The organism is Chelatococcus albus, assembly GCF_030067675.1.
Lineage (GTDB): Bacteria > Pseudomonadota > Alphaproteobacteria > Rhizobiales > Beijerinckiaceae > Chelatococcus_A > Chelatococcus_A albus.
The window spans coordinates 123,645-138,211 of sequence record NZ_JASJEV010000001.1; the positions used below are offsets into that span (position 1 = coordinate 123,645).

Genomic DNA, 14,567 nt, shown 5'->3' on the forward strand with positions numbered 1-14,567 from the left:
CGGGAGCCTGGGATGCACGAACTTCTGACGTCCGGCGAGATGCGCGCCGCCGATGCAAGGACCATTGCCGCCGGCACGCCCGGTCGGGTTCTGATGGAGCGCGCCGGGCGGGCTGTCGCCGATGCCGTTTCGGCGCGTCATCCGGTTGGCACGCGGGTGCTCATCCTCTGCGGCCCGGGCAACAACGGTGGCGATGGTTTCGTCGCAGCCCGCCTTCTCGTCACGCGCGGCTACCGGGTCGAAGTCGCGCTTCTCGGGGAGCGCGAGGCCCTAAAGGGAGATGCCGCGCTCGCGGCGGCGGACTGGAAGGGGCCGGTAGCGGCGGCGGCCGCAGCGCGGCCGGACGAGGCAAGGATCATCGTCGATGCGCTGTTCGGCGCGGGGCTCGCGCGCGAGCTCGACGGGGCGGCCCGCACCCTCGTCGAGGCCGTGAACGGGAGCGGCGCCCACGTCGTCGCGGTCGACATTCCCTCCGGCATCGACGGCGACAGCGGCGCCATACGCGGCACCGGCGTGCGTGCGCACGAGACGGTGACGTTCGCGCGGCGCAAGCCGGGGCACCTGCTCTTGCCGGGGCGCCTCCATTGCGGGCATGTGCGTGTCGCCGACATCGGCATCAGCGACGACGTCATCGCCGGCCTTGCCATCGGCACGCGGGCCAACCACCCGGCCTGGTGGCGCCCGCAGTTCCCGGTTCCGGCTCTCGACGCTCACAAGTACCGGCGCGGCCACGCCGTCGTGATCTCGGGCGGGATCGCGGGCACCGGCGCCGCGCGGCTTGCCGCCAGGGGGGCCCTGCGGGCGGGTGCCGGGCTCGTGACGGTGGCCTCGCCGCCGGCTGCGCTCGCCGTCAATGCGGCCCAGCTCACCGCCGTCATGGTCCGCCCCGTCGACGGCGCCGACGGGCTCGCGGCGTTTCTGGAGGACAGCCGCATCAACGCCCTCGTCATCGGTCCGGCCGCAGGCGTCGGCCCGGCGACGCGCCGGATGGTCGAGACGGCGGCGGGCCGGCAGCGGGCGCTCGTTCTCGATGCCGACGCACTCTCCTCCTTCGCCGGCGACGCCGAGGGCCTGCGCGGCATCGCCGGCGCGATGGGCCGGAGCGGCGTCATACTGACACCGCACGAAGGCGAGTTCGCACGCATTTTCAAGGATCAGTCCGACGTCGTGAATGCGCCGTCGAAGCTCGAGCGTGCCCGCGCGGCGGCAGCCGCGACCGGCGCCGTCATCGTGCTCAAGGGCCCGGACACGGTGATCGCGGCCCCGGACGGCCGGGCGGCGATCAACGAGAACGGCACGCCATGGCTGGCGACGGCCGGGGCGGGCGACGTGCTCGCGGGCATCGCGGCGGGCCTCCTCGCCCAGGCCATGCCGCCGTTCCTTGCGGCCTGCGCGGCGGTGTGGCTGCACGCCGCGGCCGGCGAGCGGGTCGGTCCCGGGCTGATCGCGGAGGACCTGCCGGAGGCGCTGCCCGCCGTGCTGCGGGATCTGCTCGCCGGAATCGATGAGTAGCCCTCAACCCACCTCGAACCAGGCCGCAAGACCCCCGGTCAGGCGTTCGAGGATGCTGGAGCCGATCATCCACCGGCCGGGATTGTCCGCGACGAAGGCGATGCGCACCGTCTGGCCGGCCGGCACCGGCACGGTGTCGAGCCAATAGGGTTCCCAGCCGTCGTCGAGCGGGTGCAGGAGACGCACGTGGTGGCCGTGCACGTGCAGGGCCTGGGCGAAGAACGTGCGGTTGACGAGCGACAGCACCACGGGCGTGCCCGCCTTCACCGCGACGAGTGGCCGCGCCGCCGCATCGGCCCAGGCAACGCCGTTGATGCGCCATACCCGTGCGGCGTCGGGCAGCGACGCGGCCGCGGCGGTCGGGTTTGCGGTCTTCGGATCGAGCCCGCCTTCGAGGATGAGGTCCGCGCGTGTCGCCCGCGCGAGGTCGATGGCGTCCGGCAGGCTGTTGCCGGCGAGCGCGCGCAGCGGCGTGCCGGCAAGCGGAGAGAGTGCGCCCTCCGCCTCGACGACAAGGAGGGGCAGCCCCTGGCCAAGGGCGGCCAGGATCGTGCCCTTGCCGCCCGCCTCAGGCGGAGCCTCGACGACGAGATCGAGGCGGCCGCCGGGGACGAGCGAGAGACTGCCCCGCGCCGGGGCGAAGGGGTCGGTCGGCTGGCCGTCCACCGCTACGACCTGCACGCGCAGGCCATCGAAGCGCAAGGTGAAGATGCGGGCGTTAGCCGCGTTCAGGATCCGCAGGCGCGCGCGGCCACCGGGAGCGAGGGGCAGGACCTCGGGCGCCTGGCGCCCGTTGACAGTGAGCCAGTTGCCGAGCCGGCCGGCGAGAGCGAGCTCGGCCGCATCGCGAAAACTCTCGCGAATCTGTCCCTCGCCGTCGAGCGCCCAGTCATCGAGAATGAGCGCAAGGTCGCGAGCGACGGCGGGCTGTTCCTCCTCCTCGACGACGAGGAGGCCATGAAGGCCGCGTTCGGTCTGCTCGGCGGCATAGGCCGGCACGAGCGGGCGATACCAGAAGGTGCCGGCATCGGGCGGCGTGAAGCGGATGTCGAAGTCGCGGCCCGGCGCGACCGCCTCCTGCGTCAGGCCACCGACACCGTCCATTGCGTTCGTCAAGCGCACGCCGTGCCAATGCAGGCTCGTCGGCTGCGGCAGATCGTTCTTCAGCCGCAGGCGCACCTCCTCGCCGCGCCTGACGCGCAGGAGAGGGCCAGGAACGGACCCGTCATAGGCCCAGAGAGCCGTCTCCCGCGGTGCGTCCGGACGGATGGGGCGCGAGGCTGGTGCCGCTCGCAGGGCACGGATGCCATCCTGCTGGGCCGCCGCCGGCTCCTGCGCCACGGGTGGGCCGCCGGCCGGCGGCGCGGTATCGGTCGCCGCCTCCTCGCCGCGACCAGCGGAAGGCAGGGCGAAAAGGGTCGCGGCAAGACCGGCGCAGAACGCCCGCCTGCCGACAGCGGTCGGGTGGCGGGACGGCACGAGACGCGGCGTTGGACGCGGCATGGACGATCAGCCTTCGCGAAGAGACGAGGAGAAGCTCGCTTAGCGCGGCGGCGCTGCGAAGGCGAGAGGCATCGTGTCCCGCTACCTGCCCGGTGGCTCAGTCTCTGCCCGAGGATCGGCAAAGCATCGTCAATGCCAGGGCCGCCAGGGCCGTGAGCGCGGCGGTGACCGCGGACAAGACGAGCGCACCGGCTTCACCGAAGCGCGTGATGACCATGGCGTAGGCCAGGGGCGCCGCCGCCGACAGCAGGAAGCTCGGCGCGACCAGGCGTCCGACGAAGCGACCATAGGTGCGGTGATCGAACAGGACCAGCGGCAAGGTTCCGCGCGTGATGGTCACGAGGCCGTTCCCCGCACCATAGGACAACGTGAACATGGCAGCCATCGGCCAAAACTGGGCCGCGAGAAGGCCAGCGACAAAGCTGAGCGGGAGGACGGCCGTCGCCGCCAGGTTGAGGGTCAGGGGATGAACCCGCCGCCCGAACAGGACCTCGCACAGCCGTGCGCACGACTGCCCCACGCCGCGAAGCGTGGCGGTCGACACGGCCGTGGACAGGCCGAGCCCGAGACCGGCAAGAATCGCGATCATGTGAGCCGACATGCCGGAATTGAGGAAGCTCGTCAGCGTGACGATGACGGCGTAGAGCCCGGCGGCCATGATCCGCTTGCGGCCGCCCGGGGCCAGGGGTCGAGATATCGGCGCGGCCGTGTCGGCGCGAACGCCGCCGTGACGGGTGGTGGGCAGCGGCAGGTGCAGCGGGGCCGCCAGCAGCGCTAGGCCCGCATAGACGACGAGCGCGCCCCGCCAACCGAGGCTTGCCGCGAGGAAACTCCCGATCGGCCAGAAAACCGTGGATGCGAGGCCCCCGAGGAGCGTGATCTGGGCCATCGGCCGGCGCGCTTCCGGCCCGCCGATGCGGGCGAGGGCCGCGAAGGCCGCGTCGTAGAGGGTCAGCCGCATCCCGAGGCCGAGCAGGAGCCAGCCGGCATAGTAGGTCGCCATGTCATGGGCGAGGGCGAGGGCGATGCAGCCGCTGGCGTTGAGGACCGCGCCGACGCTCATGACGGTGCGCCCACCATGGCGATCGATGAGCCCTCCGATGAGCGATGAGCTCAGCCCCATGACGAGGAGCGCAGCGGAGAACCCGCCGTAGACCGCCTCCTGCGACCATCCCAGGTCGTCGACGATCAGGCCGCCGAAGGCACCGATCAGGTAGTAGGAAACGCCCCAGGATATGAGCTGCGAAAGTCCCAGAGAGAAGACGGCCCGGCCGGGTATCACGCGTGATCGCCCTCCGCCGGCAGCGCTTCCGGTTCGCGGGTGTCTCCCCCTCCGAGGGGGCGCTGCATCGGAACGGTATCCACCCAGCGGCCGAACTTGTAGCCGACCGATCGCAGCGTACCGATCGGCTCAAATCCCAGCCGGCGATGAAGCGCGATTGAGCCGGCATTGCCGCTGTCACCGATCACCGCCAGCATCTGACGCCATGGGCCCGTCTCGCATCGGGCGACCAGGGCGGCCAGCAGTCTGGTTCCCACGCCGCGACCGCCCAAGCCGGGAGCCACATAGACGGAATCCTCCACCGTGTAGCGATAGGCGTGACGCGGGCGGTAGGGGGCCGCGTAGCTGTAGCCGATGACGCCGTCTTCCGTCTCGGCGGCAAGGTAGGGCAGGCCGAGCTTCAGGATCGAGGCCCGCCGCTCGACGAGTTCCTCCACGGTCGGCGGCACGACTTCAAAGCTGGCCGCCCCGTTGAGCACATGATGGGCGTAGATCGCCTGGATCGCCGGCATGTCCTCGTCAGCGGCGGGCCGTATCAACATCCGCGCGGAGAGGGGTCTTGGCTCGGCCGTGCTGTCTCTTTCGTCGTGTTGCAGCATGCTTCCGTTTCCCCGACCGATGCCGCAGCCGAACCACGCCCGGGCCCGTTAGACATCGGCGCGGCCGAGCCCGATGTCGGCCGTCCGTCCGTCATCGAGTTCTCCGAGAGCCCTCGCCCTGCAGGATGCACGAACGCGGCGATCCGGCGAGATGGCGCGACGCCTCGGCGAGAAGGCGCCTGAAGCTGACCAGAGCCATGGGATGCAGAACCGGTTCGCCCCCCGGGCGGGCACTCACGCTTGGACGATATGGCTCGGGCTGCGATAAAGGAAGCTTTGTGAAATTATGGGATGCATGAGGATTTCTTCGGCATGCGCGGCCTCAATCTCGACCAGCTGCAAGCCTTTCTCGATGTCGTCGCGCTCGGCAGCTTCTCTGCGGCAGCGGATCGAGCCGGCCTGTCACAGCCGGCGATCAGCCTGCAGGTCCGGCAGCTTGAACGGCGCTTTGGCGTGACCCTGATCGAGCGGGTGGGGCGGAAGGCCCAGCCGACGGCCGCCGGCATTCGGCTTCTTGAATACGCAGACCAGATCATGAAGCTGACCTCGTCCGCTTTCGACGAGATGGCGCGCCATGCCAAGGGCGCCATGGGGCGTGTCCGAATTGGCACAGGAGCAACGGCCTGCATCTACCTGCTGCCGCCCTTGCTCCGGCAGCTCCGGCAGCGATTTCCCTCTCTGGAGATTACCGTCAGCACCGGAAACACGAATGATCTCGTCAAGGCCGCGGAGGGGAACGCGATCGATGTGGGCCTGGTGACGCTGCCGGCGTCCAGCCGGGCGTTGGACATCATGGCCGTTCTGGACGACGAATTCGTCGTCATCGCGCCGCGCCAGATCACACTGCCGGATCGGGTCGACGCGGCGACGCTCGCAAGCCACCCGGTCATCCTCTTCGAGCCGGGCGGCAACACGAGACGCATCGCCGACGACTGGCTCGCCCGCGGTGGTGTCGCGCTGAAACCCATCATGTCGCTCGGCAACGTGGAGGCGATCAAGGAGCTGGTCAGTGCGGGATTGGGCTGCGCCGTCCTTCCTGGAATGGCGGTCCGCACGGCCCGTCAGCTGCCGGACCTGCACGTGCGGCCGTTGCGGCCGGCCCTGCACCGCACGCTCGCCATCGTCGTCCGCAAGGACAAGAAGCTGCACCGCGGCTTGCGGGAAACGATCGAGGCGCTGAAGAGCCTGTCCACGCCCGGCGCGCCGAACGCGTAAGGAAGGGGTGGCACCGTGGGGGCAGGAACCGACGGCGGGAAGGCCGCCCGGCGGTCCTTGCGGCCCCGGCCTGGGATGGTGGCCCCGGTCGGACTCGAACCGACACACCCGAAGGCGGCAGAACCTAAATCTGCTGCGTCTACCAATTCCGCCACAGGGCCCGGACCCAGCCTTTCAGCACAGCCTCCGGTCGCCGGCAAGGGTGATCCGCGCCGCACTCGCGCCCCGCCTCCGGGGCCGCTCGATCCGGTTCGCTTGACCTGAGGCCCGGACTGCCGTAGAGCGCGCAATTCGAGGCGCGGCTTCTGTCACCGGAGGGCGCGAGGCGGCGTGGAACGGGGCGTGCGGGCGATGATCGCCCGACGTCCGTTCGACGCTTGGTGTTTCGGGCTCCGGCGGGTGTCGCGGGGCTCGGGGCCCGTCGCCCGCATCAGGTCGCCGCGAGACGTGATTCCGGTCGAGCCGGACTCCGGACGATCACCCGAGCGAATGGATTTAGAGCTATATCATGCAGGCGACGCAAACCCTGTCCGAAGGCCTGAAGCACGAGTTCAAGGTGGTGGTTCCGGCCGCCGAGCTGGAGACCAAGCTGACGAGTGAGCTCGCCGGCCTCAAGGACCGCGTGCGCATCAACGGCTTCCGCCCCGGCAAGGTGCCGCTCGGCCACCTGCGCCGCCTCTACGGCCGCTCGGTCATGGCCGACGTGGTGCAGAACGCCGTCAACGAGGCGAACCGCAAGATCGTCGAGGAGAACTCCCTCAAGCTGGCGCTCGAGCCGCAGGTCGTCTTCCCCGAGTCCAGGGAGGAAGTCGAGGCGGTGATGGAGGCCAAGGGCGACCTGACCTACACAGTCACCCTCGAGGTGCTCCCGACCTTTGAGCTGAAGGACCTCGCCGGCGTCGAGCTGACGAAGGAGGTCGCCGAGGTGGCGGAGGCGGAAATCGACGCCGCCGTCGAGCGCATGGCCAAGCAGAACCGCACCTTCTCGGCGAAGGAAGGCAAGGGCGTGAAGGCGGCCGAGGGCGATCGCCTCACGATCGATTTCGTCGGCACCATCGACGGAGAGGCCTTCGACGGCGGCTCGGCCCAGGGCATCCAGGTCGAGCTCGGCTCGGGCTCGTTCATCCCGGGCTTCGAGGACCAGCTCGTCGGCGCCAAGGAGGGCGAGGAGCGCACTGTCAACGTCAAGTTCCCCGAGAGCTACATGGCCCAGCATCTCGCCGGGAAGGACGCCTCCTTCGCGGTCACGGTGAAGGCCATCGAGGCGCCCGACGCGCTCAAGATCGATGACGAGCTCGCCAAGGCCTTCGGCATGGAGTCGCTCGACAAGCTCAAGGATGCCGTCCGCGAGTCGATCGGCCGCGACTACGCCGCCCAGGGTCGCCGGAAGGTGAAGAAGGCGCTCCTCGATGCGCTCGACGCCCAGTACTCCTTCGATCTGCCGCCGAGCCTCGTCGAGCAGGAGTTCGCCAACGTGTGGCGCCAGGTCGAGGCCGACATGAAGGAGCAGGGCAAGACCTTCGCCGACGAGGGCACGAGCGAGGACGAGGCCAGGCCGGAGTACCGCAAGATCGCCGAGCGCCGCGTGCGCCTCGGGCTCGTCCTTGCAGAGATCGGCGAGAAGGCCGATATCAAGATCACCGACGACGAGGTCACCCGGGCGGTGGTCGAGCGGGCGCGCCAGTTCCCCGGCCAGGAGAAGCTGGTGTGGGACTACTACCGCAAGAACCCGCAGGCTCTCGCCGAGGTGCGCGCGCCGATCTTCGAGGAGAAGGTGGTTGACCACCTGCTCGCCCAGGTCAAAGTGACCGAGAAGACAGTGTCGAAGGACGAGCTGTTCGCCGACGACGACGAGGAAGACGCGTCCGAGGGCGGCGAGGGGAAGGTCAAGGCCAAGAAGGCCTCTTCGAAGTCTAAGAAGAAGGCGTAACGGGGCTATCCTGCGGGCGACGCAGGTGATTCCCGCGTCGCCTGCCAGGAGGTGATGTGACGATGAGAGATCCGTTCGAGGTCTACAACAACACGCTCGTGCCCATGGTGATCGAGCAATCGAACCGTGGCGAGCGCGCGTTCGACATCTATTCGCGCCTGCTGCGTGAACGCATCATCTTCCTGACCGGTCCCGTCGAGGACTACTCGGCCTCGCTGATCGTGGCACAGCTGCTCTTCCTCGAGGCCGAGAACCCGAAGAAGGAAATCTCCTTCTACATCAACTCGCCGGGCGGGGTGGTGACGTCGGGGCTGTCCATCTACGACACGATGCAGTTCATCCGTTGTCCCGTTTCGACGCTCTGCGTCGGCCAGGCGGCATCGATGGGCTCGCTCCTCCTCGCCGCCGGTACGGAAGGGCAGCGCTTCTCCCTGCCGAACGCCCGCATCATGGTGCATCAGCCCTCCGGCGGGTTCCAGGGCCAGGCGACCGACATCCTGATCCACGCCCGCGAGATCGAGGCCCTGAAGAAGCGCCTCAATGAAATCTACGTGAAGCACACGGGCAAGGACATCTCCACGATCGAGCAGGCGCTCGAGCGCGACAACTACATGACCGCGGATGCGGCCCGTGAATTCGGCCTGATCGACCAGGTGCTGTCGAAGCGGCCGGACGTGGAGCTCTGAGAGCTGACGGGTTATCCCCACTCTTCCGCACCGGGACGGCGTGCCTGCGGCACGCCGTCCCGGTGCTATTGATCGCATTTCGGCCCCATGTTTGCATGACACGGGGTGGCAGGGACGGAATCGAGTGCGATCCGGCACGCGCGGGCTCCGAAGGTCGGATTACGGTTTCTTAGGCCGGGGCCTATATGAAGAAGTGATGACGCTCGCCCTCCTACCTGCGGGTGCGCGCGATCGAGTGGAGACGGACCATGAGCAAGGCCAGCGGTAGCGACTCGAAGAGCACGCTCTACTGCTCGTTCTGCGGCAAGAGCCAGCATGAGGTCCGCAAACTCATCGCCGGCCCCACCGTGTTCATCTGCGACGAATGCGTCGAGCTGTGCATGGACATCATCCGCGAGGAATCGAAGTCCTCGCTGGTCAAGTCGCGCGACGGCGTTCCCACTCCCAAGGAGATTCGCAAGGTCCTCGACGACTATGTCATCGGCCAGGACCACGCGAAGAAGGTGCTCTCGGTGGCGGTGCACAACCACTACAAGCGCCTGTCGCATGCGACGAAGCACAACGACGTCGAGCTCGCGAAGTCGAACATCCTGCTCGTCGGCCCGACCGGTTCGGGCAAGACGCTGCTCGCCCAGACGCTCGCGCGGATCCTCGATGTCCCCTTCACGATGGCCGACGCCACAACGCTGACCGAGGCGGGCTATGTCGGCGAGGACGTCGAGAACATCATCCTGAAGCTGCTGCAGGCCTCCGACTACAATGTCGAGCGGGCGCAGCGCGGCATCGTCTATATCGATGAGATCGACAAGATCTCGCGCAAGTCCGACAACCCGTCGATCACGCGCGACGTGTCGGGCGAGGGCGTGCAGCAGGCGCTCCTCAAGATCATGGAAGGCACGGTCGCCTCCGTGCCGCCGCAGGGCGGGCGCAAGCACCCGCAGCAGGAATTCCTGCAGGTCGACACCACCAACATCCTTTTCATCTGCGGCGGCGCCTTCGCCGGGCTCGAGCGCATCATCCAGGCGCGCGGCAAGGGCACCTCAATCGGCTTCGGGGCCCGCGTGCAGGCGCCGGACGACCGTCGGGCCGGCGAGATCTTCCGCGAGGTGGAGCCCGAGGACCTGCTGAAGTTCGGCCTCATCCCCGAGTTCGTCGGCCGCCTGCCGGTCATCGCGACGCTCGAGGACCTCGACGAGGAGGCGCTGAAGCGCATCCTGCAGGAGCCCAAGAACGCGCTCGTGAAGCAGTACCAGCGCCTCTTCGAGATGGAGGATGTGGAACTCACCTTCCACGAGGACGCGCTGACGCTGATCGCGCGCAAGGCGATCGAACGCAAGACGGGCGCGCGCGGCCTGCGCTCCATCATGGAGGGCATCCTGCTCGAGACCATGTACGAACTGCCGGGTCTCGAGGGCGTGGAGCAGGTGGTCATCGGCCCCGAGGTGGTCGAGGGCAAGGCCCGGCCGCTGTTCATCTACGCCGACCGCGGGGCGGAGACGAGCGCCAGTGCGTGAGGCGCGTCCCGTACGGCGACAGGGGCGTGCCGTTTTGGGGCGGCGCGCGATGTCGGTGTGTCGTCGGGCGCATGCCGGTCATGCGTCCGGGCTTTTCTTGAAAGCCGATCGCAATCACGCCACCTTTAGATCAACGCTGCGAGTCCGGCACGCTCATTGCGAGGTGACCGGACAGCGTGTCGGAGGCAGCCGTCGAGGACGGTGAGCGCATCCGACAACCCGTCCGACGGTCGGCCCAAGGGGGAGGCCCCGGACGCAAACGAAAGGACATACGGGCTATGAGCACCAACAAGCCCCGCCAGCCTGCGGTCCCCGGCACGGTCGGCGTTTATCCGGTCCTCCCGCTCCGCGATATCGTCGTCTTCCCGCATATGATCGTGCCGCTCTTCGTCGGCCGCGAGAAATCCATTCGCGCGCTGGAGGAGGTGGTTCGCAACGACCGCCACATCCTGCTCGCGACCCAGATCAACGCGTCGGACGACGACCCTGCGACGAGCGCGATCTATGAGGTCGGGACGCTGGCGAGCGTTCTGCAGCTGCTCAAGCTGCCCGACGGCACGGTCAAGGTGCTGGTGGAGGGCGCAGGGCGTGCGAAGGTGCGTCACTACACGCCGAACGAGGATTTCTACGAAGCCGAGGCCGAGGTGCTCGTCGAGTCCTACGGCAACAAGGTGGAGACGGAAGCGCTGGCGCGCTCCGTCGTGTCCGAGTTCGAGAACTATGTGAAGCTCAACAAGAAGGTCTCGCCCGAGGTCGTCTCGGCCGTGACGCAGATCGACGACCCGTCGAAGCTCGCCGACACGGTCGCCTCGCACCTCGCGGTCAAGATCGCCGACAAGCAGGCGATCCTCGAGACCACTGGCATTGCCGAGCGGCTGGAGAAGGCGCTTGGCCTGATGGAGAGTGAGATCTCCGTCCTGCAGGTCGAGAAGCGCATCAGGACTCGCGTCAAGCGTCAGATGGAGAAGACGCAGCGCGAGTACTACCTCAACGAGCAGATGAAGGCGATCCAGAAGGAGCTCGGCGACGAGGAGGGCCGTGACGAGCTTGCCGAGCTCGAGGAGAAGATCGAGAAGACGAAGCTGACCAAGGAAGCCCGTGAGAAGGCGATGGGCGAGCTGAAGAAGCTGCGCCAGATGTCGCCCATGTCCGCCGAGGCGACCGTGGTGCGCAACTACCTCGACTGGCTGCTCGGCATTCCGTGGGGCAAGCGCTCGAAGATCAAGAAGGATCTCAAGCTCGCCCAGGATATTCTCGACGCCGATCACTATGGCCTGGAGAAGGTCAAGGAGCGGATCGTCGAGTACCTTGCCGTGCAGCAGCGGGCGAACAAGCTGACCGGCCCCATCCTGTGCCTGGTCGGACCGCCCGGTGTCGGCAAGACGTCGCTCGGCAAGTCGATCGCCAAGGCCACGGGGCGCGAGTTCGTGCGCATGTCGCTGGGCGGTGTGCGCGACGAGGCCGAGATTCGCGGCCACCGGCGCACCTACATCGGCTCGATGCCCGGCAAGGTCATCCAGTCGATGCGCAAGGCCAAGATGTCCAACCCGCTCATGCTGCTCGACGAGATCGACAAGATGGGCATGGACTTCCGCGGAGATCCCTCTGCCGCGCTCCTCGAGGTGCTGGATCCCGAGCAAAACAACACCTTCAACGACCATTACCTCGAGGTCGACTACGACCTGTCGAACGTGATGTTCGTGACGACGGCCAATACGCTCAACATCCCGCCGGCGCTGCTTGACCGCATGGAGGTCATCCGCATCGCCGGCTACACGGAGGAGGAGAAGCTCGAGATCGCTCGCAAGCATCTCATCCCCGAGGCGATGAAGAAGCACGGGATCGACGGCAAGGAGTGGTCGATCGACGACGAGGGCCTGCTCACGCTGATCCGGCGCTACACGCGCGAAGCCGGCGTGCGCAATCTCGAGCGCGAGCTGTCGAACCTCATCCGCAAGGCGGTGAAGGAGATCCTTCTCACCAAGAAGAAGAAGATCACCGTCAACGCCAAGAACGTCTCCGACTTCCTCGGCGTGCCGAAGTACCGCTACGGCGAGGTGGAGGCCGAGGATCAGGTCGGCACCGTCACGGGTCTCGCCTGGACCGAGGTCGGCGGCGAGCTGCTGACGATCGAAGGCATCATGATGCCCGGCAAGGGCAAGATGACCGTCACCGGCAACCTGCGCGAGGTGATGAAGGAATCGATCTCGGCGGCGGCGTCCTACGTCCGCTCCCGTGCCATCGATTTCGGCATCGAGCCGCCGCTCTTCGAGAGGCGCGACATCCACGTGCACGTGCCGGAAGGCGCCACGCCGAAGGATGGACCGTCGGCCGGCATCGCCATGGCCACGGCCATCGTCTCGGCCATGACGGGCATCCCGGTGCGGCGTGACGTCGCCATGACCGGCGAGGTGACGCTGCGCGGGCGGGTGCTGCCGATCGGCGGCCTCAAGGAGAAGCTGCTGGCGGCCCTGCGCGGCGGCATGAAGAAGGTGCTCATCCCCGAGGAGAACGCGAAGGACCTCGTCGATATTCCGATGAGCGTCAAGAACGGCCTCGAGATCGTGCCGGTGTCGCGCATGGACCAGGTCATCGCCCACGCGCTCGTCCGCAAGCCGGAGCCGATCGAGTGGGACGAAGAAGTCGCCGAGAAGGCCCGCAAGCCGGCGGCCGAGGACGAGGCATCGGGGGTCGTCGCCCACTGATGCGCGAGGCGCGGAACCCTTTGCGGCCGCGCAGCACCGCGTGAATCGGCGCCGCGGAGGAAGACCGTGGCAAAAATGCGCCCTTCGGCCTTTGGGCCGAAGGGCTTTTTTGTGCCTCGGCGCGCCAAAACCGTTGCTTTCCTTGGGATTCTGGGCCATCCGAGCTTGCACGCGCCACCGTTTCGCGAGAGACGGGCGTGTCCGCGCCACGTGGCGCATTCGACTCGTGGCTTGCGCCACGAAGGCAAGGAGGACAGACATGAACAAGGGTGATCTCGTCTCGGCGGTTGCCGAGAAGGCGAGCCTCACGAAGGCCCAGGCGGCGGAAGCCATCGATGCGGCCATCGACGCCATCACCGACGCCCTGAAGAAGGGCGACGAGGTGAAGCTGGTTGGCTTCGGCACCTTCGCGGTCGCGAACCGCGCCGCCGGAACCGCCCGCAACCCCCGCACGGGTGAGACGATCAAGGTCCCGGCGTCCAAGACCCCCAAGTTCAAGGCCGGCGCCGGCCTGAAGGACGCCGTCAACGGCAAGTGACGCTTCCGGCACGAAGCGGGGATCCGACCCGCTTCGTGCCCGCGCCGCCCGACGGCGGAATTCCTTCCCGGACCCGGCCGCAACTTTCCGTGGCCCGAATGCTTCCGACGGCAAGCTGCGCAGCGGCGCACTTGCGCCGGCGATCCCGGCTCCTTAAACGAAGGGGCGAGGGCGGTTAGCTCAGCTGGTAGAGCATCTCGCTTACACCGAGAGGGTCGGCGGTTCGAGCCCGTCACCGCCCACCAATCGCCTTGCGAGGAAGATCCGGGATGCGCCTGCACGCCGGCTCTTCATGCTGCTGGATCGCATGCACGGCACGCCTCCTCCTGGCGCTGGCCGTGCTCGGCGGTGCGTGGCCAGCCACCGCCGGCGATATGCGCTTTCGCCTCGAGCCGATCAACGACCGCGCGCTCTGTTCGCCCGACTGTCCCTTCGTTCTCATGGCGGAAGGGCAGATCACGCTCGAGACGGCCGAGGCGCTGCAGTCCTTCCTGCGGCGCGAGCTTGCGGCGAGGCCCGCCAACCTTGTGTTCATCGATTCGCCGGGCGGTAGTGTCGCCGGTGCCGTCAAGCTCGGCGCGGTCTTCCGCGGGCTGGGCACGACGGTCGTCGTCGCGCGGCCCTTGAACGCCCCGGCCGGCCGGACCGGCACGCGGTTTCTCGCCGCCCGTTGCTACTCGTCCTGCGTCTACGCGCTTATGGGCGGTGCCGACCGCGTCATTCCCCGCGGCAGTCGGGTGGGCGTGCACCGGATGCATCGCCTGGCCTTCGAACCGGCGACGGCGCGGGCGGGAATCGCGGCCTATGTGGAATTCGCTTCCCGGGCCGAGGTGGACGCCCTGAGCCGATACGCCCGTGAGATGGGCGTCGATCCGGGCCTCATCATGCTCGCGGAAAAGTTTTCCCCAGGGCGTCTGCGCGTGCTCTCGCCAAGGGAGATCAGGCGCTTCCACCTGGCGCGCGAGCGCCTGTGAGGCGACCGGCCGTTGACGCTCCGGGCAGGGCGTGACAGGCGCTTGACAGGGCGGGGGCGTGCCCTTAATCCACCAATCACCGCGGCGGACGCAACCGTTCGCCCTGCGG

At 68.1% G+C, this 14,567-nt stretch carries 11 protein-coding genes and 2 tRNA genes; 9 read left to right on the plus strand and 4 right to left on the minus strand.

What is annotated here, in order from left to right; translation table 11 throughout:
• Nucleotides 1–12: 12 nt before the first annotated feature.
• Nucleotides 13–1,512 carry an NAD(P)H-hydrate dehydratase gene (locus QNA08_RS00530; protein WP_283738736.1) on the plus strand — a complete coding sequence of 500 codons (1,500 nt, stop codon included), beginning with the start codon at nt 13–15 and terminating at the stop codon, nt 1,510–1,512.
• A 3-nt stretch (nt 1,513–1,515) separates the two neighbouring features.
• On the opposite strand, the gene QNA08_RS00535 is transcribed toward QNA08_RS00530, so the two are convergent.
• From QNA08_RS00535 to QNA08_RS00545, 3 genes are all read right to left on the minus strand, one after another.
• The gene (locus tag QNA08_RS00535; RefSeq protein ID WP_283738737.1) at nt 1,516–3,015 is read right to left on the minus strand and encodes a multicopper oxidase family protein; all 1,500 of its coding nucleotides are present in this window, start codon (nt 3,013–3,015) and stop codon (nt 1,516–1,518) included.
• Nucleotides 3,016–3,112: 97 nt separating this feature from the next.
• Nucleotides 3,113–4,297 (minus strand): MFS transporter, encoded by a 1,185-nt coding sequence (locus QNA08_RS00540; RefSeq protein ID WP_283738738.1) that lies wholly within the window; start codon nt 4,295–4,297, stop codon nt 3,113–3,115.
• Nucleotides 4,294–4,896, minus strand: coding sequence for a GNAT family N-acetyltransferase (locus QNA08_RS00545; RefSeq protein WP_422679827.1), 603 nt, complete (start codon nt 4,894–4,896; stop codon nt 4,294–4,296). The genes QNA08_RS00540 and QNA08_RS00545 overlap by 4 nt, the downstream gene beginning before the upstream one ends.
• A 291-nt stretch (nt 4,897–5,187) precedes the next feature.
• Between QNA08_RS00545 and QNA08_RS00550 the strand changes: the two genes are divergently transcribed.
• A complete protein-coding gene (locus QNA08_RS00550) occupies nt 5,188–6,111 on the plus strand; it encodes a LysR family transcriptional regulator (RefSeq protein ID WP_283738739.1) in 924 nt (307 codons plus the stop codon).
• 76 nt (nt 6,112–6,187) lie between these two features.
• On the opposite strand, the gene QNA08_RS00555 is transcribed toward QNA08_RS00550, so the two are convergent.
• Nucleotides 6,188–6,272, minus strand: a tRNA-Leu gene (locus QNA08_RS00555).
• A gap of 347 nt (nt 6,273–6,619) precedes the next feature.
• Between QNA08_RS00555 and tig the strand changes: the two genes are divergently transcribed.
• The 7 genes from tig (at nt 6,620) to QNA08_RS00590 (ending at nt 14,458) form a co-directional block, all read left to right on the plus strand.
• Nucleotides 6,620–8,041: a trigger factor gene (gene tig, locus QNA08_RS00560; protein WP_283738740.1), complete on the plus strand. Its 1,422-nt coding sequence runs from the start codon at nt 6,620–6,622 to the stop codon at nt 8,039–8,041.
• A gap of 62 nt (nt 8,042–8,103) precedes the next feature.
• A complete protein-coding gene (locus tag QNA08_RS00565) occupies nt 8,104–8,727 on the plus strand; it encodes an ATP-dependent Clp protease proteolytic subunit (protein ID WP_283738741.1) in 624 nt (207 codons plus the stop codon).
• Nucleotides 8,728–8,975: 248 nt separating this feature from the next.
• Nucleotides 8,976–10,241 carry an ATP-dependent Clp protease ATP-binding subunit ClpX gene (gene clpX / locus QNA08_RS00570; protein ID WP_283738742.1) on the plus strand — a complete coding sequence of 422 codons (1,266 nt, stop codon included), beginning with the start codon at nt 8,976–8,978 and terminating at the stop codon, nt 10,239–10,241.
• A 278-nt stretch (nt 10,242–10,519) separates the two neighbouring features.
• The gene (gene lon, locus QNA08_RS00575; protein WP_283738743.1) at nt 10,520–12,946 is read left to right on the plus strand and encodes an endopeptidase La; all 2,427 of its coding nucleotides are present in this window, start codon (nt 10,520–10,522) and stop codon (nt 12,944–12,946) included.
• A gap of 259 nt (nt 12,947–13,205) precedes the next feature.
• Nucleotides 13,206–13,484 (plus strand): HU family DNA-binding protein, encoded by a 279-nt coding sequence (locus QNA08_RS00580; protein WP_283738744.1) that lies wholly within the window; start codon nt 13,206–13,208, stop codon nt 13,482–13,484.
• Nucleotides 13,485–13,653: 169 nt separating this feature from the next.
• Nucleotides 13,654–13,729: transfer RNA gene (locus QNA08_RS00585), tRNA-Val, on the plus strand.
• Between the two features lie 24 nt (nt 13,730–13,753).
• The gene (locus QNA08_RS00590; protein WP_283738745.1) at nt 13,754–14,458 is read left to right on the plus strand and encodes a COG3904 family protein; all 705 of its coding nucleotides are present in this window, start codon (nt 13,754–13,756) and stop codon (nt 14,456–14,458) included.
• Nucleotides 14,459–14,567 lie beyond the last annotated feature (109 nt).